Source organism: Candidatus Accumulibacter cognatus, assembly GCF_000584975.1.
Classification (GTDB): Bacteria; Pseudomonadota; Gammaproteobacteria; order Burkholderiales; family Rhodocyclaceae; genus Accumulibacter; species Accumulibacter cognatus.
The window spans coordinates 1-23279 of sequence record NZ_JDST02000053.1; the positions used below are offsets into that span (position 1 = coordinate 1).

23 protein-coding genes and 1 pseudogene are annotated in these 23279 nt (G+C 65.3%); 12 read left to right on the forward strand and 12 right to left on the reverse strand.

Annotated features, from left to right (window positions below):
• Positions 1-242: 242 nt before the first annotated feature.
• The 6 genes and pseudogenes from AW06_RS10320 to AW06_RS10345 form a co-directional block, all read left to right on the forward strand.
• Positions 243-431 (forward strand): annotated as a pseudogene (locus AW06_RS10320) (efflux RND transporter permease subunit); the annotation flags it as partial.
• Positions 432-794: 363 nt separating this feature from the next.
• On the forward strand, positions 795-1529 hold the full coding sequence (locus tag AW06_RS10325) for a dienelactone hydrolase family protein (protein WP_034949450.1): 735 nt from the start codon (positions 795-797) through the stop codon (positions 1527-1529).
• A 9-nt stretch (positions 1530-1538) separates the two neighbouring features.
• Complete coding sequence (locus tag AW06_RS10330) at positions 1539-2042, forward strand: inorganic diphosphatase (RefSeq protein WP_034949451.1); 504 nt, start codon at positions 1539-1541, stop codon at positions 2040-2042.
• A 465-nt stretch (positions 2043-2507) separates the two neighbouring features.
• Complete coding sequence (locus AW06_RS10335) at positions 2508-3716, forward strand: RtcB family protein (RefSeq protein ID WP_034949452.1); 1209 nt, start codon at positions 2508-2510, stop codon at positions 3714-3716.
• Positions 3717-3719: 3 nt separating this feature from the next.
• Positions 3720-3914, forward strand: coding sequence for a hypothetical protein (locus AW06_RS10340; protein WP_034949455.1), 195 nt, complete (start codon positions 3720-3722; stop codon positions 3912-3914).
• Positions 3915-4041: 127 nt separating this feature from the next.
• Entirely contained in the window at positions 4042-4989 is a 948-nt protein-coding gene (locus tag AW06_RS10345) for a hypothetical protein (RefSeq protein WP_034949457.1), read from the forward strand.
• Here AW06_RS10345 and AW06_RS10350 read toward each other — a convergent pair.
• Both AW06_RS10350 and AW06_RS10355 read right to left on the reverse strand, forming a co-directional pair.
• Positions 4977-5240 (reverse strand): hypothetical protein, encoded by a 264-nt coding sequence (locus AW06_RS10350; RefSeq protein ID WP_034949460.1) that lies wholly within the window; start codon positions 5238-5240, stop codon positions 4977-4979. The two genes, AW06_RS10345 and AW06_RS10350, sit on opposite strands and share 13 nt — an antisense overlap.
• Positions 5241-5371: 131 nt before the next feature.
• A complete protein-coding gene (locus AW06_RS10355; RefSeq protein WP_273704590.1) occupies positions 5372-6157 on the reverse strand; it encodes a DUF4351 domain-containing protein in 786 nt (261 codons plus the stop codon).
• 402 nt (positions 6158-6559) lie between these two features.
• On the opposite strand from AW06_RS10355, the gene AW06_RS20375 reads away from it, so the two are divergent.
• Positions 6560-8053 (forward strand): TIR domain-containing protein, encoded by a 1494-nt coding sequence (locus AW06_RS20375; RefSeq protein ID WP_273704591.1) that lies wholly within the window; start codon positions 6560-6562, stop codon positions 8051-8053.
• An 8-nt stretch (positions 8054-8061) separates the two neighbouring features.
• Here AW06_RS20375 and AW06_RS10365 read toward each other — a convergent pair whose 3' ends face one another.
• The 6 genes from AW06_RS10365 to AW06_RS10390 all read right to left on the reverse strand — a co-directional run bounded on the left by AW06_RS10365 (position 8062) and on the right by AW06_RS10390 (position 13620).
• Positions 8062-9555, reverse strand: coding sequence for a HAMP domain-containing sensor histidine kinase (locus tag AW06_RS10365; RefSeq protein WP_034949462.1), 1494 nt, complete (start codon positions 9553-9555; stop codon positions 8062-8064).
• Positions 9552-10253 carry a response regulator transcription factor gene (locus AW06_RS10370; RefSeq protein ID WP_034949465.1) on the reverse strand — a complete coding sequence of 234 codons (702 nt, stop codon included), beginning with the start codon at positions 10251-10253 and terminating at the stop codon, positions 9552-9554. Before AW06_RS10370 ends, AW06_RS10365 begins: the two co-directional genes overlap by 4 nt.
• Before the next feature lie 67 nt (positions 10254-10320).
• A complete protein-coding gene (locus AW06_RS10375; protein ID WP_034949468.1) occupies positions 10321-11130 on the reverse strand; it encodes a spondin domain-containing protein in 810 nt (269 codons plus the stop codon).
• A gap of 210 nt (positions 11131-11340) precedes the next feature.
• Positions 11341-12552, reverse strand: a complete 1212-nt coding sequence (locus AW06_RS10380; RefSeq protein WP_034949472.1) for a DUF1343 domain-containing protein — start codon at positions 12550-12552, stop codon at positions 11341-11343.
• Positions 12553-12563: 11 nt separating this feature from the next.
• Positions 12564-13145: a DOMON-like domain-containing protein gene (locus AW06_RS10385; protein ID WP_034949474.1), complete on the reverse strand. Its 582-nt coding sequence runs from the start codon at positions 13143-13145 to the stop codon at positions 12564-12566.
• 19 nt (positions 13146-13164) lie between these two features.
• Positions 13165-13620 carry a transcriptional repressor gene (locus AW06_RS10390; protein WP_246148853.1) on the reverse strand — a complete coding sequence of 152 codons (456 nt, stop codon included), beginning with the start codon at positions 13618-13620 and terminating at the stop codon, positions 13165-13167.
• Between the two features lie 302 nt (positions 13621-13922).
• Between AW06_RS10390 and msrB the strand changes: the two genes are divergently transcribed.
• Both msrB and msrA read left to right on the forward strand, forming a co-directional pair.
• Positions 13923-14435: a peptide-methionine (R)-S-oxide reductase MsrB gene (msrB, locus tag AW06_RS10395; protein WP_034949477.1), complete on the forward strand. Its 513-nt coding sequence runs from the start codon at positions 13923-13925 to the stop codon at positions 14433-14435.
• Positions 14432-15043 carry a peptide-methionine (S)-S-oxide reductase MsrA gene (msrA, locus tag AW06_RS10400; protein ID WP_034949479.1) on the forward strand — a complete coding sequence of 204 codons (612 nt, stop codon included), beginning with the start codon at positions 14432-14434 and terminating at the stop codon, positions 15041-15043. The genes msrB and msrA overlap by 4 nt, the downstream gene beginning before the upstream one ends.
• Before the next feature lie 10 nt (positions 15044-15053).
• Here the strand turns inward: msrA and AW06_RS10405 are convergent, their stop codons facing one another.
• Together AW06_RS10405 and AW06_RS20380 are read right to left on the reverse strand one after the other, a co-directional pair.
• Positions 15054-16244 (reverse strand): class I SAM-dependent rRNA methyltransferase, encoded by a 1191-nt coding sequence (locus AW06_RS10405; RefSeq protein WP_034949481.1) that lies wholly within the window; start codon positions 16242-16244, stop codon positions 15054-15056.
• A gap of 114 nt (positions 16245-16358) precedes the next feature.
• Positions 16359-16490: a hypothetical protein gene (locus AW06_RS20380; protein ID WP_273704592.1), complete on the reverse strand. Its 132-nt coding sequence runs from the start codon at positions 16488-16490 to the stop codon at positions 16359-16361.
• 156 nt (positions 16491-16646) lie between these two features.
• On the opposite strand from AW06_RS20380, the gene AW06_RS10410 reads away from it, so the two are divergent.
• The 3 genes from AW06_RS10410 (at position 16647) to AW06_RS10420 (ending at position 18762) form a co-directional block, all read left to right on the forward strand.
• Entirely contained in the window at positions 16647-17507 is an 861-nt protein-coding gene (locus AW06_RS10410) for a neutral zinc metallopeptidase (protein ID WP_034949483.1), read from the forward strand.
• 13 nt (positions 17508-17520) lie between these two features.
• Positions 17521-18393, forward strand: a complete 873-nt coding sequence (locus tag AW06_RS10415; RefSeq protein ID WP_034949485.1) for a peptidoglycan DD-metalloendopeptidase family protein — start codon at positions 17521-17523, stop codon at positions 18391-18393.
• Between the two features lie 69 nt (positions 18394-18462).
• The gene (locus AW06_RS10420) at positions 18463-18762 is read left to right on the forward strand and encodes a hypothetical protein (protein ID WP_246148855.1); all 300 of its coding nucleotides are present in this window, start codon (positions 18463-18465) and stop codon (positions 18760-18762) included.
• A gap of 13 nt (positions 18763-18775) precedes the next feature.
• Here the strand turns inward: AW06_RS10420 and AW06_RS10425 are convergent, their stop codons facing one another.
• Entirely contained in the window at positions 18776-21592 is a 2817-nt protein-coding gene (locus tag AW06_RS10425) for a TIR domain-containing protein (RefSeq protein WP_034949487.1), read from the reverse strand.
• Positions 21592-23262 (reverse strand): carbamoyltransferase C-terminal domain-containing protein, encoded by a 1671-nt coding sequence (locus AW06_RS10430; protein ID WP_034949489.1) that lies wholly within the window; start codon positions 23260-23262, stop codon positions 21592-21594. Before AW06_RS10430 ends, AW06_RS10425 begins: the two co-directional genes overlap by 1 nt.
• Between the last annotated feature and the right edge of the window lie 17 nt (positions 23263-23279).

Consider the following 23279-nt stretch of genomic DNA (forward strand, 5'->3'; position numbering starts at 1 on the left):
CGACAACGGTATACGTATGCAGGTGTTGGCGCAATGTCCTCTGGCGGCAGCACACGCCCCCTCGAACGCCGCGGCTATGCCGTGGCCGTCATCAGCAGTGTCCTTTCGGCAACGCTGCGAAACCCGGGTCGCGCGGGCCTCAGCCGTGCGGCGGCTGAGGCCCGGCGACGGGCACGGGTGGCGCGAGGCCCCACGGCCACCCGCAGGCAACCCGCCGGCAACCCGCCGGGGAAATCAGCAGTGCCGGCATGCTGCCGATCGCCATCGGGATCGGCACCGACCCGAGCTTCCGTGCGCCGATGGCCATCGTCGTCATCGGCGGCCTGATCAGCTCGACCTTCCTCAGCCTGCTGCTCATCCCGATCGTCTTCGCCTTCGTAGACGACGCCATCGCCTGGAACCGCCAGCACCTGCCTAAGCCGCGCGCATGAGCGAGCACCCGTTCGCCGGCCTGTCCCGGTCGACGCTCGAAAACGGGCCATTTCTGGCATGGCCGTCCAGGCCCCGCCTGCGCATCGGGCGCAGCGTATCGGCCGGTCAGCCCAGTCCGGAAGGCTTCGGGTATCATTGGCGAAAACGCATTCCCGGCAGGACCTGACCTTACGCAATACGCTTTCGCACCCTCGACTGACGGCGGCAGAAGCGCTGAAACTTCCGCGCCGCCGCAGCCGGCCCGCGCTGCGGCGCGGGCAGTGGAAGGGGTCGGGGGATAAGAGGGGGAATTCGCGGAGCATGCTCCGCGCCCATCGAACGATGCCGGCGCGCAGGCCGGCATGCGCCGGAAAGGGCTACCGATGATGACAATCGACTGGACGCATGCCTGGCTCGGCGAGGTGCCGGCCCTGATCGCCCGCCCGCGGGCAGCGATCGGCCCATTGCCGACGGTGCTGTGGTTTCATGGCTGGAGCGCCGACAAGGAAGTGCATCGCAGCGAGCTTGCGCAGCTTGCCGGTGCCGGCTTGCTGGCGGTGGGAATCGACTCCGTCGGCCACGGCGAGCGCCAGCCGCCCGAGCTTGCGCAGCACCTGGCGCGATCCGCGCGCGAAGCCCAGCCGCTCTTCGATTCGCTGGTTGCCGAAACCGTCGATGAAGTGCCGATGCTGGTGGATAGGCTGATCGATCGCGGGGGGGCCGATGCGGAGCGAATCGGTGCCGCCGGCGTTTCGATGGGCGCTTGCATCGTCTATGGCGCGATTGCTCGCGAACGCCGGCTGCGTGCCGCCGTCGCGTTGCTCGGTTCGCCCGCCAGGGGGCGTCCGGACGGTTCTCGGCTGGCGGTCGATCGTTTCTTTCCAAGCGCTCTCCTGTCGGTGACCGCGGGAGCTGACGTAGTCGTTCCCCCCGCGGCCGCGGCAGCGCTACACGCCGAGCTGACGGACTGGTATCGCAACGATCCCGACCGGCTGTGCCATCAATCGTTTCCCGACGCCGAACACCTGATGAAAGAAACGGACTGGCAGCAGGCAATCGATTCGGCGTGTGCCTGGCTGCTTCGCTTCCTTGCTCCAACCGGCGGCAGGCTGGAGTAGACTGGCGCGATGCCCAGGTTACGCCTCGATCCACCCCGCAGCGAAGACGAAGCGCCGGAAGTCGAGGTGGTGATCGAGGTGCCGCGCGGCAGTTTCCTCAAGCGCGGCGCCACGGGGCGTGTCGATTTCGTTTCACCCCTGCCCTGCCCCTTCAACTACGGCTCCGTCCCCAACTTCCTCGGTCTCGAGGGCGATCTGCTCGACGCGCTGGTACTCGGACCCCGCCTGCCCTTCGGTACCCGCCTGCGGGTGCGCGCCTGGGGGGCGGTGACCCTCACCGACCGCGGCATGAGCGACGACAAGCTGATCTGCAGTGCGTACGCGCTGACCCCGGCGGAACGCCGGAACGTCCTGCGCTTCTTCCGCTTCTACGCGCGCTGCAAGGCTTTCCTGAACTTCTGGCGCCACCGCCCCGGTCGCAATGCCTGCGAAGGCTGGTGCGCCGCGTCGCTGGCGATCGCTCGCGCCGAACCCTTGCGCGGGCCGTGGCGGGGGCCACGGACCCGCTTCTGATCGATCAGCGGCTGCGGATCGGAGACGGCAGGCTGCACCCAGGCGATCCCCCGTTTCACTTTGAGCAGATGCCCCCCGCACGACCTCACGGTGGCACCACACTGTTGTTTGTACGCAACACCCGCTATCCAGTTGTTGTTGCCGGAATCGGGATGCTGCTTGACCACACGGGCATTCCCGGCTGAAACTTGGCACTCGTTTTCTCAACCCTTTTGATTCCAAGGAGATCGATATGCCTGTCACAACTGAAGAGGTGCTTTCGCGCTGAGTCCTCCGGCATATCGTTGCCCGGAACTCGTGCATGAGACGAATCCGGGCCGGGAAAAGAAAACCCCTGGCCATCCAGCCCAGGGGTTTTTTATTGCCCATGCCGTTTAAGCGCGACAACGCGCACCGGCACCCGGATTCCAATTCGAGCGGCCCGTATCGAGCCAGGGCAGCTCAAGGCAACACATTGGAATCAACATGGGCATTCAGATTGAATTCAACAAAGGGCGCGTGCCCGTCAAGGTGTGGACGCGCAACATCGAACCCGAGGCGATACGGCAGCTGCTGAACGTCGCTTCACTTCCGGTCGTGCATGGTCATGTCGCCGCCATGCCCGATGTACACGCTGGCATCGGTGCGACGGTCGGCAGCGTCATCCCGACCAGGAAAGCGATCATTCCTGCTGCCGTCGGCGTCGATATCGGCTGCGGCATGAACGCAGTGCGCACGTCGCTGAGCGCCGGGCAACTGCCGGATAACCTGCGCAGCCTGCGCATGGGGATCGAGGAGATGGTGCCGCTCGGCTTCAACATGCACCCGGCCAGCCGCATGCGTGGCAGTGCCTTGCAGCGCGTCGGCCGGGCGCTGAGCGACCGGCTGGACCGCATCGTCGGCCAGCATCCGGGGCTGATGAAAATGCAGCGGCGCTTCAACGAAACCTGGCTGTGCCAGATCGGCACGCTGGGTGGCGGCAACCATTTCATCGAACTGTGCCTGGACGAAGCGGATCGCGTCTGGATCATGCTGCACTCGGGCTCGCGCGGCATCGGCAACATCATCGGCCGCTATTTCATCGCGGCGGCGCAGAACGACATGCGCCGGCATCAGATGCATCTGCCGGACAAGGACCTGGCCTATTTTTCGGAAGGCTCGGGGCTGTTCGATGAATATGTCGAGGCCGTGAACTGGGCGCAGGACTACGCCCTGCTCAACCGCCAGCGCTTGCTGGCAGCGGTGATCGAGGTGCTGAAGCGGCAGCTGCCGACGTTCAGCCTGGAGGCCGAGGCGATCAACTGCCACCACAACTACGTGGCACGCGAAACCCATTTCGGCGAAGCCTTGTTCATCACCCGCAAGGGCGCCATTTCGGCCCGCGCGGGCGAGCTGGGCATCATTCCCGGCAGCATGGGCGCGAAGTCCTACATCGTACGCGGCCTGGGCAATGCGCAGTCCTTCTGTTCCTGCTCTCACGGCGCCGGGCGGAGGATGAGCCGCAGCGCTGCCAAAAGCCGTTTCAGCCGTTTTGATCTGGAAGCACAGACGGCAGGCATCGAGTGTCGCAAGGATGGCGGGGTAATCGATGAAATCCCCGGTGCCTACAAAGATATCGATCAGGTCATGGATGACCAGCGCGATCTGGTCGAAGTCGTCCATACCCTGAAACAGGTTCTTTGCGTGAAGGGGTGAGCGATGGCCGACAAGAAGATCACGCTCGTCATCCCGCGCAGCAAACCGCGCAACCCGCTGCTGGTGCCCGGACTGACCCGGCGCGCCGGGCCGCATGGCTCGACGCGCAAGGCCATCCGGCAAAAGATGCGCCAGCGCACACAACAATCCCTGGCTGAGTTGCTGAACGGCGACAAGGCCGAATTCGAGATCGACTGAAGCACGCCCGCCCCTGCTGGGGGCGGACATTCACCCCCTTTTTCCGAGGAGCAAACCATGAACCAGCCCACTGCCCGAGCTACCGCAATCGGCCATCCCCCCTTCCCCCGAATTCACGGAGTCCCCCATGGACCGTCAAACGGCAGACGAGGTGCTCGAGTGCCTCGTCGGTGAACGCACCCTGTACCACTACTATCGCGACCGCTACAGTATCGGCCTGTTACGCCATCTCAGCCGGCGGCAGGCGCTGCGCATCGCCGCACTGAAACAATCGCCCTATGCTCAGCTCCTGCAGAAGCCACGCGTCAGAAACATCCTTGCCGACAGCGGCGGCAAGGAGATTGATGATATGCAGCTGGCCCGGCACGACTATGACGCCGACCAGACCGACTTCGTCCTCACCCTGGGCACCTGGGGTAGCGAACTGAAGCGGGAAACCTGCTGGAAACAGACCTCGCGGCCCGGCTACAACCTGGTGTTGCAACTCAATTTCTGCCGCCGCCATGACCGACTTTTCCAGCGCCTTGGCTACACCGGTGACAGCTTCAATTACCGCGGCCATCCGGTTTCGGAACGGCGAAATACCCTGGCCTGGGCCCGAATTGATCTCGACTGGCAGACCGGCACCGCGCTGATCGAGGAAATCCAGTCCGACTGGATCCGGCGTGTCGCCTGGCTGGGCGAGCGCGTGGCCGGCCGCCTGAAATCCGGCCAGCAGCCGGCCGACGAAACCCGTTACTGCGACCTGAAATGTTCGCTGCAGACCACCCAGGAGTACTGCCGCTTCGCGCTTGAACGTTACGCCGCGATCTGGGCCGAAGCCATGCTCTGGGCGACGATTGCGTTCGTGCGCGAGGAGCTCGGTTTGCAGCGGATCTACTACCACAGCGAAGAAAGCGGCCGACTGCTGAAAAACATCCGGGGTAAGCTGCCGCCGCGTTCCCTTTACACGGACCTGCCGCGCAAGTTCTGCTTCGTGCCGACCCAGGAAACACCGGAATTCCTCCTGCGGGCAAGCGGAGTCGGCAAAGCGATCAGACGGAGCGAGGGTTTGTCCCTTTTTCAACTGACGTGATTTGCCACCCGGCGATCAGTACGAGTCGAAAGATCCTCGACTCGCTCTTCGCACACTTCGAAGACGAATTCACCGCCGGCTACCCTGTCCTCCTGCGGGGAGATCGGTACCGCCGGTTCGTTGGCCTGCACGAAGTCCCGCACCGACTTGCGGTACTCGCGGCAGTCCTGAGCCGTGGCACTCGGGAAGATCCGGGAAGTCTTGGGAATGGCGGCGGCACGGGCGGCGGGAAGCTTACTCGTGGATGGCAAGACTCTTGGCTGCCCATGATATGCCAGCAATCCATTCAGCACCCTGCAATCCGCCGCCGCTGGTCGCCATCGAAGCGAGAACTTACCCGATCGGCAGCGACGAAGGCATCGACCCGGACAAGGCCCAGGCTTCAGTGTGCGATCAGCCCGAAGACCTCGTCGATCCGACCCGCTTCGATGGCTTGGTCGAACCAGCCTTCGATTTCTGACAGCGACGCGGCCGCAATTCGGGCGCTGATCTCCGGCGGAATGGCGCCGAACCGTTTGCGCAGCAGGCGCTGAAGTGCCAAGGCTTCACCTTGCTGCAGACCTTGCTCGCGGCCTTTCTCGATACCGATTCGTTCAACCGACGACACGTAGCGCATTTGTTCTTGCTCCTCAAGCAGGTCGATATTCTGCCACAGCTCCTGCGCAAGAGGTTCGGGCAGCCGCATCATCCAGTCAAGGACGACAAACAGGTCAATGATGCGCTGTTTTTCCCAGCGCCGCTGGTAGAGCAACTGGATCAGCTTCCACTTGGCGGCAAAGCGAGCTGCCATGTCCTGGCGCGTCGCCTTGGTCAGCAGATGGGCCAGCGTCACCAGCGCAAAGGGATTCGGTTCCGCTTGCAGTTCGGTTTCGCGGCCCGCAAAGTCCAATAGCTTGGTGGTCGGAAACTTCAGCGTATGTTCGCAACCGAGCACCTCGAAGCCAAACGAACTCGGGTGCCAGCCTTCGGATTGGTCGGCGAGCAAGGCGATGCTGGCGACTGGGCGGTGGTAGCGGTCAAACAGGCGGTAGTTGTAAACGAACATCCGTTCGGCGAATTCCGCTTGCGGGCTGCCCTGCACTTCATGGGCTGTCGTAATCGTCGCTGGACTCCGATGGGTGGCCGGAGCGGTCTGGCGGGGTGGGCTGATCGCTTTCCTTCCGGGCATTCTATCGTTTTGCCTGGCGAAGCGGCGTTGCCGCGTGGCGCGGGGTGGCGGAGTCGAATTCCATGCACTCGTAGCACTCGTAGGTTGGGCTGAGCCTGCGAAGCCCAACAGCCCAGGCGCGCGGCCAAAGACGTGCGGTTTGTTGGGCTTCGTTCCTCAGCCCAACCTACCAGGCTGACAGCGACGCAGCCGCCCTTCAGGCGCTTGTCTGGGCTGTCGCAATCGTCCCAGGCCCCGGACCGGATGAGCACTGCGACCGGCACTTTCGCCTGCATTCAGGCCAATTCCCCTTGCTTCGCCGACAAGCCGATTCCCGTAAAATCCCCTCGCCAGCCAAGCCGCCGCCGGCGCCCGCCAAGCGCCTGCGGTGGCGGGCGCGAACCAGCCAGGGAGAACCCCCCCGTGTCCGCCGATTCCCGCGACTTCTTCATCAGCTACACCCGGGCCGACCAGGGCTGGGCCGAGTGGATCGCCTGGCAGCTCAAGGAGGCCAGCTATTCGCTGCGGATCCAGGCATGGGACTTTCACGCCGGCGGCGATTTCATCGGCGAAATGCATCGCGCCCTGAAAACGTCCCGCCGCACGATCGCCGTCCTCTCGCCGGAATATTTCGCGTCGGAATTCGCCCAGGCCGAATGGAGGGCGGCCTGGGCGCTCGATCCGACCGGAGAAAAGCGGTCGCTGTTGCCGGTGCGGGTCGCCGATTGCCGGCCGGACGGCCTGCTTGCAAGCCGGATCTACGTCGATCTGGTCGGACTCGACGAAGCGGCGGCGAAGCAGAAGCTCCTTGCCGGGGTCAGCGAGCAGCCGCCCGAACCCGCAACCGCTCCCGGTTTTCCTGGCGATACAACAGCGGCGAAGGCAGCGGCACCCGCCTTCCCCGGCCTGCCGCCGCCCCTGCGCATGTTCCGCGAAAGGCTGCTCGCCGGCGGACCACCAGCCCTGCCCGAAAGCGCGCTGCCGGAAATCCTCCGCCACTCGCCGCGCAGCTTCGCAGAATACCGCCTGGCGCGCATCGCCGAATGGTCGCAGGCGCGCTACGCGCTCGACAAACGCTTCACCCGCCTGACGCTGCTGCTCGACCAGGGCCCGGACGCGCAAGGGACGCGCTGGCAAGCGCAGCCGCAGTCTTTCGACGACCTGCGCGAGGTCCTCGCCGCAGCCAGCGAAACCGCGCTGGTGCTGCTCGGCCCGCCCGGTTGCGGCAAGAGCACGCTGCTGCGCCGGCTCGAACTCGACCTCGCGCTCGACGCACTGCGCGCCGGCGAAGCCGATCCGGCGCGCTTCAGCTTCTTCGTCCAGCTCAGCCGCTACCGGCCGCCACGTCCCGGCGAAGCACTGCCGACGCCGCACGAGTGGCTGGCGCGCGAATGGGCGCATCGCCAACCGCAACTGCCGGCGTTCGCCGAACTGCTCGCCAGCGGCCGACTCGTCCTGCTGCTCGACGCGGTCAACGAAATCCCGCACACCGACGAAGCCGACTACCGCGAACGGATCGCGCTCTGGCGCGACTTCCTCGCCGAACTCGCGCACCGCGGCGCCGGCACGCGCGCGCTCTTCTCGTGCCGCAGCCTCGACTACAGCGCCTCGCTGTCGACACCCGAACTGCCGGTGCCGCACGTGCGCATCGAAGCGCTGTCCGACCCGCAGGTCGAGCAGTTCCTGGCGCTGTACAGCGCCGAACGTGGCCCGGCGCTCTGGCGGCAACTGCGTGGAACGCCGCAGCTCGACCTCTTCCGCTCGCCGTTCTACCTCAAATTGCTGCTCGCCCAGGCCGGCGACGGCCGTCCGGCGCTGCACGGCCGCGCCGCGCTGTTCAGCGGCTTCGTCCGGCAATGGGGCCCTGCCGGTGCTCAGTCATGGCGAGGAGGATTGGGCGACGTTCCGGATGATTAGCGCCCAGTTTATGGAGCAGCGAGCGGCAGGGCCAGGCAAAGCCGCGTGCCCCCATGCGGCGACGCCAGTGCTTGCAGACTGCCACCGTGCAGCGAGGCGACGCGTTGGGCGATCGCCAGGCCGAGGCCGCCGATGCCGCCGCTGCTTCGCCTAACCGGAGGATCGCGCAGCGACCGACCCTGTTCGAGGCGGTCGAGCAGTTCTTCGGGTAGGCCGGGGCCTGCATCCTCGATCAGCACCTCGGCCCGTCCGCCGGACTGCCGCAGACTGACGCGCACCGGCGCGGCGCCGGGGGCGTGCCGCATGGCGTTGTCGATCAGGTTGCTCAGCGCGCGCTCGATGAGCTGCAGATCACCGTCGAGTTCCAGGGGGCCGGGCGCCGCACCGTGCAGCGTGACCGGCGGCGGCCCGTCGCCGAGATCGAACTTCTGCACGGCATCGGTGACCAGTTCGTCGAGCCGGAAGCGCTCGCAATGCAGCACCTGGTCGGTGGACTGCAGCGCAGCCAGCTCGAACAACTGCTGCGACAGGCGGCGTACCTTGTCGCTCTGCGCCAGCGCCGCGGCCAGCAAACGATCGCACCGGCCCGGCCCGGCCGGCGTCTTGCCGGCCATCGCTTCGAGGTGGCCGTGCAGCGCCGTCAGGGGCGTCCGCAGATCGTGCGCGACGCCGGCCATCATCTCGCGGTGCGCGCCTGCCTGCTGTTGCTCGCGCGCGGTCTGCGCCTCGATACGCTGCGTCATCTCGTCGAAGGCCGCGGCGATGGCGCTGACTTCGTCGCCGCTGGTCGGCGAGCGGCCGCGCTGGGCGTCGGCGGCGTGCAGCGTCCGCAGCGAGTACTCGCGCATGCGGCCAGCCAGGCGATGCAGGGGCAGCGTCAGACGGCGGAAGGCAAAGACACCGAGCAAGAGCGTGACCAGCAGGCCGACCGCGGCGACGACACCCGCGCCCTGCCAGACTCGGCGCAGGCTCAACTGCCCGGCCACCTTTTCGCGCGCCTGGCCGTCGAGAATGACGTAAAGGTAACCCGGCGGGCGCGTATCGGTGGAGCGCGGCGGAAACATCGCAGCGCTGAAGATGCGCGCCATGCCCGAGCCCATCGGATCGGTGCCGCGCAGCGGCAGGGCGGCACCGGCCAAGAAGTCGCGCACTGCCTGCAGGTCGACCTGTTCCTGCCGAACCATCCCCGGTTCTCCGATGTACGCCTGGACGCGGCCGTCGGCGTCGAGCACATAAACCTGGATGCCCGGGTTGACCACCATCAGCATCGACAGCAGTTCCGCGCGCGCGGCGCGATCCGCCTGATCGGGGTCGGTCAGCGTGATCTCCGGCCAGTGCTCGACGATATGCCTGGCCAGTCCATGCGACAGACGCTGCAGCGATTCCTGCTCGTGCTCCGTGGCGACGTGCCGGCCGAGCACGCCGACCAGCGCACCGTAGGCGACGAGCAGCAGCGCCAGTGCCAGCGTCAGGCGGGTGGTGAAGGACCGGGCAGCGATCACGCAGGCGTCTCCTCAAAGCGGTAGCCGACGCCCCAGACGGTAACGATCCGGCGCGGGTCGCGTGGGTCGTCCTCGATCTTGGTCCGCAGGCGGTTGATATGCGAATTCACGGTGTGTTCGTAACCGTCGAAAGCGGCGCCCCAGACGCGCTGCAGGAGTTCGCCGCGATTGAAGGTCCGGCCCGGATGACGGACCAGGAAGTACAGCAGGTCGAATTCACGCAGGGTCAGTGGAACGGCTTCGGCACCGCGCAGCAGCTCACGGCGAAGGGTATCGAGCCGGAAGGGTCCAAAGCGCAATTCCGACGCCGGCGCCGGCGAGGAACGTAATTGCTCGATGCGTCGCAGGAGTGCCCGCACGCGCGCCACCAGTTCGAGCATCGAGAACGGCTTGGCGAGGTAATCGTCGGCCCCGAGTTCGAGGCCCAGAACACGATGCGCTTCGGCCGAACGGGCGCTGAGCATGATCACCGGTACATCCGGGTGCTGCGCCCGCAGGTGACGGCAGACGTCCCAACCGTCGGCGCCGGGCAGCATCAGGTCGAGCAGGACCATGTCCCAGCGCTGATGATCGATCGCCGCCATCGCCTGCAAGCCGTCGGACTCGCGATGCAGGCGATAGCCGGCCTCTTCGAGGTGCAGACGCAGCGCGGCGGCGATCGCGTCGTCGTCCTCGACCAGCAGCAGTTGCTCGTTCACCGGGCGAACGGCAAGGCGCGGGAAACGCGCCGGCGCATGTCCGGCGGCGGGAGGACGGTGCCCGTTTTCACGCCGGCGCGAGCGCGGACGCGGACGACTGGCCGCGACGCCGACGGGAAACCCCAGCGACGGCGAACAGACCGGCGGCGATCAGCACGGCGGTTTCGGGCTCGGGGACGACCGCGAAGCTGATTCGATAGACATCGGAATCGGCGGTGAGCGCGCTATTGAACACATAGCCGGCGCCCGTCGTCAGTCCGTTGAAACCCGCAAGCTCGGCGAAGTCGAAGCGGACGACGCCGTTCTGCGGCGTGCGCAGGTCATTGTTGCCGACGAAGGCCGCCGCTGCCGGATCGAACAGCTCGGAGCCGGCGTCCCAGAGGTCGCGGGCCTTCTGGCCGATCGAGGCGATCAGGAGATGGCCGGCGGCGTCGAACAGGCGAAAACGGTTCGGCGAATCGTTGCCGATGAAAAAGTCGTTGCTCGGCACGACCATCGCAGCAAAGGTGAAGAAGGGGTTCAGCAGGGGATCGACCAGGAAGCTGCTGCTGCGGCTTTCCCCTGGCTGCAGCAGGCCGCCGATCGTGCCGCGCGTCGCCGTCGGATCGGCGGCCGCGAATGCCGGTTGCCAGGCCGAGCCGCTGCCGCCTTCGGCGACCGAGATGATCGGCGCCGTGGCCACCGCGCCGTTGTCGAAAGCGTCGAAGCTGCCATTATTGAAGCCAAAATGCAGCGGGGCGAAGCTGATGCTGTTGGTCGGCGCCAGGTTTTCGACTTTCACGGTGACGTTGAGAGGCGCCGCGCCGGCCGTGGTGCAGAGGGCGAGCGCGGCGGCAGCGACGCTGAAGCGGGCCATGGTGCAATGCGTATGGTACATGAGGGTTCTCCTGTCAGGATGTGGCCGGGGGGAACGAGTCCGCGCAGCGGACTCGCCCGGCTGATGATAGGCAGCCCTCATCCCGGAGTCCTCATCGAAAGATCACCGCGCCGTGAAAGGTCATCTGCTCCGCTTTGGCGAGCTGCGCCGGACCGCCTGGCCGACCGTGCGCGCCGGTCGTTCCGGACGCATCAACAGTCGCCGAGCGGTTCAATACCGCAGGAATTCCTGACGCGCCTGCGCCCAGGCCTCCTCGTCGCTGCGGCAGAGGGCATCCAGGTCGGCCGGCGTCCCGGCCGGGTCATCGACCCACTCGCGCAGCAAGGGCGAACCGTTGATCAGGTCGATGGCCAGGCGATCGAATTCGTATTCGTAGGCAAAATCGCGCCACAGCGGATAGTCCGGCTGCAATCGCCGCAACGCCTTGAAAGCCAGGCTCTGCAGGCGCCAGGGGCGGAAACTGGCGTGTCGGTAGCCGCCATCGTCGACATGGATCTGCACGCCGTGGCAGAGCTGCCCGGCGTGTTTGTGGAAAGTCGGTTCGAACCAGCATTCGCGCAGTCGGCAGCCCTGCAGCCAGTGCCCTGCGAGAGCCTCCATGGTCAGCAGCAACTGGCGCGCATCGATGTCCGGCGCGCCAAAAAGCTCCAGCGGACGCGTCGTGCCACGGCCTTCGGAGAGCGTACTGCCTTCGAGCATCACCGTGCCGGCGTAGCAACGCGCCATCGACAGGTTCGGGGCGTTCGGGCTGGGGTTGATCCAGCAGCGCTCGCCGAGTGGCCAGCCGTAGCCTGGCGCCGCTTCGGGGAGCCAGCCCTGCATGGGGACCAGCGTCCAGTCCAGGTCGAGCGCGAGGCGGCGGATGAACCAGCCGGCGAGTTCGCCCATCGTCAGACCATGCCGCATCGGCAGTGGCCCGGCGCCGACGAAGCTCTCCCAGCCGGGACGCAACAGCAGTCCCTCGATAGGACGTCCCGCCGGATTCGGGCGATCGAGAATCCATACCGCCTTGCCGTGTTCGGCAGCAGCTTCGAGCACGTAGCGCAAGGTGGTGATGAAGGTATAGATGCGGCAGCCGAGGTCCTGCAGGTCGACCAGCAGCACGTCGAAAGTCGCCATCATCGCCGGTGTCGGCCGACGCACGGCGCCGTACAGGCTGAACACCGGAATGTGGTGCAGCGGGTCGAGAAACTCCGGCGACTCGACCATATTGTCCTGCTTGTCGCCGCGCAAGCCATGCTGCGGGCCGAAGGCTGCGGTGAGCTGCAGATCGGGCAAGGCGGCCAGGGCGTCGAGGGCATGCCTCAGATCGGCGCTGACCGACGCCGGATGCGCCAGCAGGGCCAGCCGACGGCCGTGCAGGGGCCGGCGCAGGGCCGGGTCGGTGAGCAGACGATCGAGTCCGAACTGCAGGGCGGGCATTCTGGATTCTTTCAGCTTGACTCGTGCGCTGGCGCCAGTTCGAGGGCGAAACAGTCGCGGTGGTGAAAATCGGGCAAGGCTGCCGGATGATGCAGGGCCCAGTAGCTATGGCTGCCGTCGATGATGTCGGCGGCTTCGACAACCGCGGACAGACCGATCTGCAGCGTTGCCGTGGCGGCTCGCGGCGGCAGTACGGCGGCAGCCATGACGGCTTCGAGTTCCAGCCGGCCGGCGAACAGCCTGGCGGTGATCTGCGGCGGTACCAGCAGGGTCCGGCTGTCGTCGCGCTGGCGGTAGCCGGAAAACGCATACGCTGCCCATTGACCCGACGGCGAAAAGTTGAACTCGTGGTAGCCGGCCTCGCCAAGGACGCCGACAAAGGCCTCGAAACAGGTGTGCTCCCAGAGTCCATCGGCAGGCTCGGGTGGCCGTGGCGCCGGAATCCGCAGGCGGGCCAGGTCGCCGCGCAGGCAGTAGGCCAGCGCAATGCCTTCATCGGCGGCACGCGCCGCATGCACTTCGATCGTGCGCACCACCGGGGCAGGGGTTGCCGGATGGCGGCGCAGGGTCAGCGTGAATTCGCCTGGAAACATCGAAGGGAGGCGACAGGGTTCATCGGCGTTCGCCGGCACATTCGGCACAGCGGCCACACAGATCGAGTTCGATGCGCGACAGACAGAAGCCTTCCGGCAGGCTGGGTGGCACCGGCGGAGCCGCGTCGAGGCAGAACACCCGCCCGCAGTTTTCGCAACGGAAATGGGTATGTGCGGCATGCTCACCGACGGCAGCGAGCGAATAGCGGAAGGTCCGCTGTGCATCGGTCGTGCGGTGCGCGATTCCGCTCTCGACCAGCCAGTCGAGCACCCGGTAGAGCGTCACCCGATCGATGGCCAGATCACCGAGCGCCTGCTCGATCTGGTGATGGGTCAGCGCCGCCGGCGCAGAGCGCAGCAGTTGCAGGACCCGTACCCGCGCCGGGGTGGCGCGCGCGCCCGTGCGGCGAATCAGCAGGACGGCGGTTTCTGCTTCTGCCGCGGTTTCGACAGGGGTGGCATGGGTCAGCATCATGGCTGCGAATTTAATCACAGCCTGCCCATGGAGGCTACACCGTTGAGAATGTCGGGAGCCACTCCCAGGGCAAGGAGTGGAGATGCGAAGAAGGACGTAAGGTTTCTTCTCCTGCCAACGACCATACAGCAAACCTTCGCCAGGAAAAGCCTCGATGCCCTACCCTGCCCCGCCAGATCAGGCGTCCGCCGGCGGGTCGCTGGCCTGGGGGAACTGACACGGCGCTTTTCGGCCGAATGTTACTGATGCCCGACTGAGCCTGGCCAGCGGGAATTCGCAAACCGTTTGTACTGGAGAACATCATGGATCGTCGTCAATCACTGAAATGGCTGGGTGGCATCTCCGCCTTCATCCTGCCGGTAGCCGCCCCTGGCCCGGTCTGGGCTAGCGAGGCCGCTGGCAATAAACTGCGGAAATCGCAAGCCGAATGGGCCACCCTGCTGCCGCTGCCCGCTTATCGCGTGCTCTTCGAGGAAGATACCGAACGCCCTGGAACGAGCCCGCTGAACCAGGAAAAACGCGACGGCACCTTCATCTGTGCCGCCTGCTACCTGCCGCTCTTCGACAGCTCTGCAAAATACGAGAGCGGTACCGGCTGGCCCAGCTTCTGGCAGCCCCTGCCGGAAGCGGTGGCCACCAGGACCGACTTCAAACTCATCTATCCGCGCACCGAGTACCACTGCGCCCGCTGCAGCGGTCATCAGGGGCACGTTTTCAACGACGGTCCCAAGCCCACCGGCAAGCGCTATTGCAACAACGGCGTGGCCCTGCAGTTCGTGCCGCGCGCCGATCCGCTGCCGGCGTTGCGGACATGAGCGCGCGCCTGCTCATGGCAGCGCTGTGGCTGCTGGCGATGGGCGGCTGGGCCGGCGCTGCCGACCCACCGACCGGCAAGAAAACCGAGATCAGGACGGCGATTTTTGCTGGCGGCTGCTTCTGGTGTATCGAGGCGGATTTCGAGAAACTGCCGGGCGTGCTCGGCGCCGAGTCCGGCTATACCGGTGGCCACACCGTCAACCCGAGCTACGAACAGGTCAGTGCGGGCAACACCGGACATACCGAGGCCATCCGCGTCAGCTATGACCCACAGAAGGTCAGCTATCCACAACTCCTCGACTATTTCTGGCGGCACATCGATCCGACCGTCAAGAACCGGCAGTTCTGCGACATCGGCACGCAGTACCGCAGCGGCATCTACTGGCAGAACGAAGACGAGCGCAAGGCCGCCGAAAGCAGCCGTGACGCCCTGCTGGCGAGTGGCAGGCTGCCGCGCATCGAAACCGAAATCGCCGCCGCCACCCCCTTCTACCCGGCCGAGGAGTATCACCAGGACTACTACAGGAAAAACCCGATCCGCTATACCTATTACCGTCATGGTTGCGGCCGCGACGCGCGCGTCAAGCAGATCTGGGGGGGAAGCTAGCGCGCCTGGCTCAATCGACCTGGCAGAGCAGGCCCTTGAGATATTCGCCTTCGCTGAAATGCAACGCCACCGGATGATCCGGCGGCGCGGCGAGACGGCGCAGGATGCGCGCGCCACGACCGGCATCGAGGGCGGCATCGGCGACGATGCGCTGAAAGTACTCGCTGCTGATGCCCCCCGAACACGAGTAGCTCATCAGCAGGCCACCGCGATTGAGCAGACGGAAGGCGAAGGCATTGATGTCCCGGTAGGCGCGTGCGGCGCGCTCGGCATGCGCCGCCGAGGGGGCGAACTTGGGCGGGTCGAGAATGATCAGGTCGAAATGCCGCCCGGCGCTCTTCAGCGCGCGCAATTCGGTGAACACGTCAGCTTCGCGCCACTCGGCCCGGTTCGCGTCGAGCTGCGGGTTGAGCGCCAGGTTGTCGATGGCCGTCGCCAGAGCCGGCCCCGACGAGTCGATCGAAAGGACGCTGCCGGCGCCGCCGGCAAGCGCCTGCAGCGAAAACCCGCCGGTGTAGCAGAAACAATTGAGCGTCGCACGGTCGGCGGCCAGAGTGCGCGTCAGCAGGCGGTTGTCACGCTGGTCGAGATAGAAACCGGTCTTGTGGCCGGCAACGACGTCGACCTGCATGCGCACGCCGTTCTCGACGATGCAGAGTCTTTCTGCGGGCTCTGCACCGAACACCCAGCCGGTCACCGGCAGCAACCCTTCGAGGCGGCGTACATGCGAATCAGAACGCTCGTAGATGCGCGCGCAGCCAGTCGCACGCTGCAGCGCATGGATGATCGCCTGCCGCCATTTCTCGGGGCCGGTCGCCGTCAGTTGCAGCACGATGGTGTCGCCGTAGCGGTCGGCAATCAGGCCCGGCAGGCCATCGGATTCGCCATGGATCAGCCGCAGGCCTTCCTGTCCGCGCAAATCCGGTGTCTGCTGGCGGCGTTCGACGGCAGCCTGGATATGGCGTTTGAAGAAGGCATCGTCGACGATCTCGTCGGGGTCGAAGGTCCACACACGGGCGCGAATCTTCGACTCGGGGCTCCACGCCGCTTTCGCCAGAGGACGCCCATTGGCAGCGACGACATCGACGGTATCGCCCGGTCGTGCGCGACCGCTGAGCTTATCGACCGCAGCCGCGAAAATCCAGGGGTGGCGACGAGCAAGCGAGCGATCCTTGCCGGGCAGAAGAATGAGTTGAGCCATGCTGAGTATTTCTCGCCCGTGGCCGGACGACAATGAGCTGAAACGTAATGACCTGAAACGCAACGCGGCGCGATACCAGAGGTACGCGCCGCGCGTGTTGCTTACACCGACAAGTCAGGTCTTGGGTTTGGCAGGAGTGCTCATTTCGGTTTGCCCGTCCTTGGCTTTTTCAGCCGAGCAGGCGACCGCATGAGCACTCGATAGCGCCAGCGCCACGGCCAACAGGCCGGCGGTTAGTTTCCCCATACGCTTCTCCTTGTGGCTGCCGACATTGGCGAAGCCACTGTAGGCTTTCCCGTCGGGAAATACAACCCTGATTTTTTAAGTGTCTTTCGGTGCTGTCATCCCGCCCAGGTTCTGTTAACATCGGCGGCATTGCAATGTGTATCGCGGGAATAAGCCATGCGCCTGGATGATCAGAGCGAAAGTCAGAATGTCGAGGACCGGCGAGGGGGTGGCGGCGTCGGGGCCGGCAGCGTCGGTATCGGGACGCTGCTGGTTGCGATCGCCGCCGGCTATTTTTTCGGCATCGACCCGACGGTGATCCTTGGATTGGTTTCGAACAGCAGCCACCACACTTCGTCCGCAGCACGCCCTGCAGCGAAGCCGCCGGTCAACGATGAAATGGCGAGCTTTGTCGCCAAGGTGCTCGGCAGTACCGAAACGACCTGGCAGACGGTCTTTCGTGAGGCCGGTCGCCGTTACCAGGAACCGAAACTGGTGCTGTTCACCGGCGCTACACCAACCGCATGCGGCACCGGCAAGTCTGCCATGGGCCCCTTTTATTGCCCGGCCGATCAGAAGGTTTACATCGACCTGGCGTTCTACCGCGATCTCAGGGAACGTTTTCGCGCACCCGGCGAGTTTGCCCAGGCATACGTGATCGCCCACGAAGTCGGTCATCACGTACAGCACCTGCTGGGCATTTCGGACAAGGTGCACGCGGCACAGCAGAAGAGCGGCAACCGCTCTGCCGCCAATGCGCTGTCGGTGCGGCTCGAACTGCAGGCCGACTGCTTTGCCGGCGTCTGGGGCCATCGCGCCGACAGCATGCAGAAGATCCTCGAATCGGGCGAGACCGAGCAGGCGCTGACTGCGGCGGCGGCAATTGGCGACGACCGACTGCAACGCCAGACGCAGGGCCAGATCGTTCCGGAATCCTTCACCCACGGCACTTCCGAACAGCGTGTGCGCTGGTTCAGGCGGGGAATGGAGAGCGGCGACGTCCGCCAGTGCGACACTTTCAGCGCTGCGTCGCTGTAGCGGGGTGAACGCCATGCCGCTTTGCCAGCGTGTCGCCCTGTGTCTGCGATGTTTGCTTCCCCTGCTGCTGCCCTCGCTCACGCACGCCGCCTTGCCCAGAGCAGCCAGCGTCCCCGGCGGCGTGGCAGTGGTTTCGCTTGGGCCGATCGCGGCTGGCGCCAGACCGCCACGCGCCTGGCTCGGCAAACAGCCGGTGCTGGTCGCGGCCGACGCCGGTCAATGGGTCGGCGTCGTCGGCCTGGCGCTGGACACGCCCCCAGGGACATACGCGCTGCGGGTGGATGAAATGGAGCAGGCGACTGCACAGGGAAAATCGCGCAGCGTGCAGTTCAGAGTCGATCACAAGGACTATCCGGCACAAAGGATCACGCTCAAGGACAGCAGCAAGGTGCAGCTCTCGGCCAGCGATCTGGCACGCGTCGAGGGTGAAATCGCCGCCATCCAGGCCATCAAGCGCCATTGGCGCGATGCCGACGATACCGACACCGACTTCGTCCTGCCCGCGGCGGGTCGCCTCACCGGCCGCTTCGGGGTGCGTCGCTTCTTCAATGGCGAGGCGCGCTCGCCGCACGCGGGCTTCGATATCGCCTCACCGCGCGGCGGCACCGTCAAATCCAGCGCGCATGGCATCGTGCTCGCCACCGGTGATTATTTCTTCAACGGCCAGACCGTGTTTGTCGACCACGGCAACGGTCTGATCAGCATGTACTGCCACCTCGAGCGCATCGATGTGCAAACTGGAGAGACGGTCGGCAAGGGACAGCGACTCGGCCTGTCCGGAATGAGCGGTCGCGCCACTGGCCCACATCTGCACTGGAGCGTGATCCTCAACGGGGCGATGGTCGATCCGCAGTTGTTCGTTGCCAATCCAGGCAGAATGAACTGACGCCAAGCCCTTGCCGCTTCAAGAAATCGATTGGCGCTTGCCTGCAAGCGCGCTGATGGAGATAACAGCATGAAACACGTGATATGGGTAATGTGGCCTGCGTTCATCGCCGCGGGAATCGCCGAGGTAATCTTCTTCACGATGATCGATCCAGGGCAGTTATACCTGTTCGGAGAACTGGTGCAATGGTCGTCGATCGCGACCTACTCGACCGGTTTTCTGCTCTTCTGGCTGGTGTGCATCGGCTCCAGTCTGATGACCTACGCGATGATGCCGGAAGCAGTCAAGGAGGCGCTCAGAAAAGTCGCCAGTGAGCGCGAAGACTTGGCGCGGCCAAAACGCCGGGAACCTGTCGGCCATGACCGTTGAAGCAACGACAGGCTCAGGACAGTTGCGCCTCGACGGCGCTTAGGGCGCTGTCCCGGCTGTGATAGCGCATCGTGTCCACCAGGAGACGCGCATCCCGACAGTGCTCAGCCGCGGCGCCCAGGTCTCCCTTGGCAAGAGCAACGCGAGCGTGCTCGATCAGGCAATCGGCGATGTGCAGCCGCATCGGTGTCATGCGTCGTTTCTCGGCAATTTTGCGCGCTTCCAGAATGTCCGCTTCGGCCTCGGCGAGCCGCCCTGACTCGCGGCGAAACGCAGCGCGCGCCAGCAACCCACGCGGCAACCAGTGTTGCTGCCCTGACTGACGCAGGGCGTTGACGCCGCGATCGAGCGCTTCGCCGGCATCCGCCAGACGATGGCGCCTGCCGAGCAATGCCTGGAGCATCGCGGCGCGCCCGATGCAGATATGGTGAAGAGCGACAAGAAAGGCATCTTCCAGATCGCTGGCGATGGCAAGCATGGCACGCCGGCGGACTTCATCCAGCCGCGCCAGCAAGCCCTCCACGTCCGGCCGGTCATGACCCGCCGCAAAGAGCGACTCTTGAACCTGCATGATGAGGAGGTCACACATCCAGAAACTCTCGACGCCGTGCAGCGCCGGATGGTCCGGATCGATCTGCGCGTTGAGCGCCTCCGCGCGTTCCAGAGTCGCTTCGGCTTCGCTCCTCTCGCCCATGAGCTGGAGAATGTCTCCGTGTCGGCAAAGGGAATACACCATACGTCGATCCGGATGCCGGCCTGCAAAATGGGCAACGCTGACCCTGGAGTAGTGCCTCGCCCGTGGCAGATCGCCAAGGACGAGGTAAACGGTGCTCAGGCGGTGAGCGGTCTCCGCAGCAGTGCCCTCGTCGGCTCCGTCCTGCTCGAAAGCCAGACATTCCAACAGCGGTTCCTCGGCCTCGGCGACGCGTCCCATCGCCTGCAGGCACTCCGCGACACGCCGGAGAATGTCCACTCGGGCAGCGCACGGCAGCTCACACACCAGGCTTGACCATCGCTTCGCGAAAAAACCCGCCAGAGCCGACAGCTCCAGTCCGATCAGGCCATGCTCCGAGGGCAGGAGAGAGACACCCCGATGAGCGACCGCCTGACGGTACAATTCGTAAGCCTCCTCGTACAGACCGCCCTGAAGTCCCTGGCCGACAGCCAGGAAGAGCCGTTCGAACTGGTCGGCACTCGCCGGTTCGGCCGGCACGCGGGCACGATGGTATTCGTAAAGGCGCCGGTGACCGGCGAGGAACGCCGGCCGATCGGCACGCGACCAGTCGTCGGCGAAGTACTCACGAACGATGGGGTGCATGTCCAGCGTGAGCGGGTCGTGATCACTGACCTTGATCAGCCGTTGGGAGCGCAGTTTCTGGATTTGCCGAAACAGGAACGTCGTCGGCGCACCTTGCAGGAAGTCGGTCGCACCGGGCAACACCGATGGCCCGAGCACGGCATCGAGTTCGTCCATGCCGACAGGCCCGTCGAAAAGGGCGAGTACGCGCAACAGGCCGACTTCGGCGCCGTTCCCGAGCTGTTGTGCGAGCAATGCGAGTACACGCCGTGCGTGTTCGCTCCGGGCACCGACGATGGGTCCCGTCTTGGCAGCTGCGCCGGGTTTGCCACGGACGTCAGGACAGGAAGCCAGCAACTCGACCGCCAGTGCCTGGCCTCCGCAGGCCGTGACCAGTGCTTCCAGCTCCTGGTCGTGGCCTTTGACACCCCGACTGCGGAGCAGCGCACGGCCGACCGCGGGCGAAATCTCCTCCACATTCTGGTGCCTTACCCCGGATCGGTCACCTTCTTCTGCAAAGTCGGCCAGCGCCAGGCGACTGGTCACGACACACAGCCCGCCGCACCGACAAGAGAGTTGGCGGAGCAGGCTCAGGATGATCGGATCACGCAGCGTCCCATCCCGGCATTGCAGGGGTTCGAGGCCGTCGAGGAGGAGGATTCCGCGCCGGCCGGCAACGAGCCCCGCCAGGCGCTCGCCTTTTTCCCAGGGCAGTCCCTGCAGCGGTGAACCATCGCCAAAGAAACGCAACGCGGCAATCGCAAAGCTGTCCGCCGAGGTCTCGCGGTCGGTAGCCGATTGGTTGCCGAAGGACCACGCAAATACCGGCCTGGTACTTGCTCCGGGATGTTGTGGAAGGGCGTCAACCCAGGCGCGCACCAGACCCGTTTTGCCGACACCACCCCAACCGTGGAGAACGACGATGCCACCGTCGGGGTCGTTCACTGCGTCCATGAGAATCTGCAGCTCATGGTGACGGCCGAATAGGTGCGAGGTTGCCGGCGGCAGGCGCTGCGTGTCGTTTGGCGCGGCGGCGGCCGGCCTGGTCGGCAAGCCGGGCGCTCCCGCCGGCGTTACTGCCGGCCCCTGAAGCGCCTCGTATATCCGCTTCGCAACGGCACTGAATACGGTCTCGTGGTTGTCCCGAAAGTCCACCTTGACCGTCTTGCCGTCGCGCGGCAGCATTTGCAAGGGCTTCAGCCACAGATGCGCTTCCCACGGACAGTCTTCGATCAGAATCGGCAACAGATCCAGGCCCTCCTCCTGACGTCGGCGCAGCAGCTCGGGGATTTCTTCATCCATGCAGAATGAGGATCCGAGGAAGTGCCCGGTGATCAGGCAGACGGCGAAGCGCGCGCGCGCCACTGCATTCCTGATTTCGCGATACCAGTCTTCGCCCTGCCTGATGCGACGGTCATCCCAGATATCGAGCGGAACGGCACGGCCGAGGGCGCGCAGTTGAACCAGCAGTTCGTCTTTCCAGATTTCGTCCCGGTGGGCGTAACTGATGAAAAGGGTGTTTTCGCCGGCCATCAGCACTTGCTCAGTTGCTGCCCGCCGACAAACAGGTGCCTGATCGGTGTGTCGCAGAATACCCGCAGACAATCGGTCACGGTTTCCGCAATGGGTTCGCCAGGCAGATTGTACGAGGTGTTGAGCAGGCCCGGCACACCGCTCGCGGCCTCGAATGCCGCCAGAAGCTCCCAGAAAAGGGGATTGGCGCGGCGCGAGACCGTATGCAAACGGGTCGTCCCGTCGACATGTACGACGGCGGGAAGCGCGCTGCGCCAGCGCTCGCGCAGGGTTCCCGCGATCATCATGTAGGGCGAGCGTACCGCCGTGTCAAGGACGCGCGGCACGTTCTCTTCCCGCAGCGACAGGCCATAAGGGCGGAACGGCTCGCGGTGCTTGATGCGTTTGTTGAGGTGAGCACACATCCAGTCGCGCGCGGGATCGGCCAGAAAGCTGCGGTTGCCGAGTGCCCGCGGACCCAGCTCCGGGCGACCATGGCACCAGCCAATGACCTCACCCTGCACCAGCAAGCGCACCGCTGCCTCGACCTGACATTCCCGCCCGAGGTCAGCGATGGTCATCGCGGGGAGGCCGTCGTTCGCCAGCAGCGGCAGTTCACTGCGACGCACTGTATCAAGGTCGGTCAGGCCCAGAAACGGGTCCAGCCCGTCGATATTGCTCTGCCGGCCTTCGATGTGGCTGCGCAAGTAGAGCCCGGCGCCCAGCCCAAGACCGCCATCGTGCGGGCAGGGAGGAACGTACAGCGCGGCCAGTGGCAACTCGCGCAGGAGATCCCGGTTGATGATCACATTCAACGCGCACCCTCCGGTCAGACAGAGATGATCGCCCGGAAGAACGTGGCGCCGAAGGAGTGCGAGCGTCGCCGCGCTGGCAACTGCCTGCAGCGAGGCAGCGAAATCTCGCGCCCGCTGGCTGTCGAGATCGCTCAACGCACCTGGGCGAAGGTTGCCCATTTCGGGGAGGAGCCAATCGCGACCACCCGTCGATCGATCGACGTGGTCGAGGAACAGGCGGGCGGCGGCCAGATAGCGCGGCTCGCCGAAAGCGGCGAGTGCCATCAGCTTGCCGGCGGCATCGAAACCCTTGCCGCCATGCAGTCGATACAGGTACGTCCCCGCCTTCCTGAACGCCAGCCCGATGCGCAGAGGGACCGACTCAAGGCAGTCGAGCTGCGTGCGTTCGCCGCGCATGATCAGACAGGAGCGGCCGAAATCGCCGAGCCCGTCGAAGGCCAGCACCAGACTCTCCTGGAAACCCGAGGTATAGAACGCGCAGGCGCCGTGTGCGACATGGTGTTCGACGATCACCGCGGGCAGCACCCGGTCGAGAACGCGGAGCGAGGTTTCCCGGAAACATTCGGACGACAGCAGTCGTGTCCCGAGTGTGGCGGGGAACCGTGTCCGCGCATCGGCGGACACGGGGACATCATAGCCATAGTCGGTATCGATGTCGGATGCCCCGCAGAAAGCGACGCAATCCACGTCAGCAATGCTCAGGCCGGCCCGGTGCAGACTGTCCTGCACGCACTCGGGAGACGAACCATAGGCATGCCTGACTCGTGAGTGCCGTTCCTTCTCGACGACCACGACCGGCTGCCCGTCGATGAGAACGCACGCATTGGCGTTGTAGCCATGATAGAGGCCAAGAATGGTGCGGCTAGCGGTGATCATCCCCCTGGCCAGCGCTG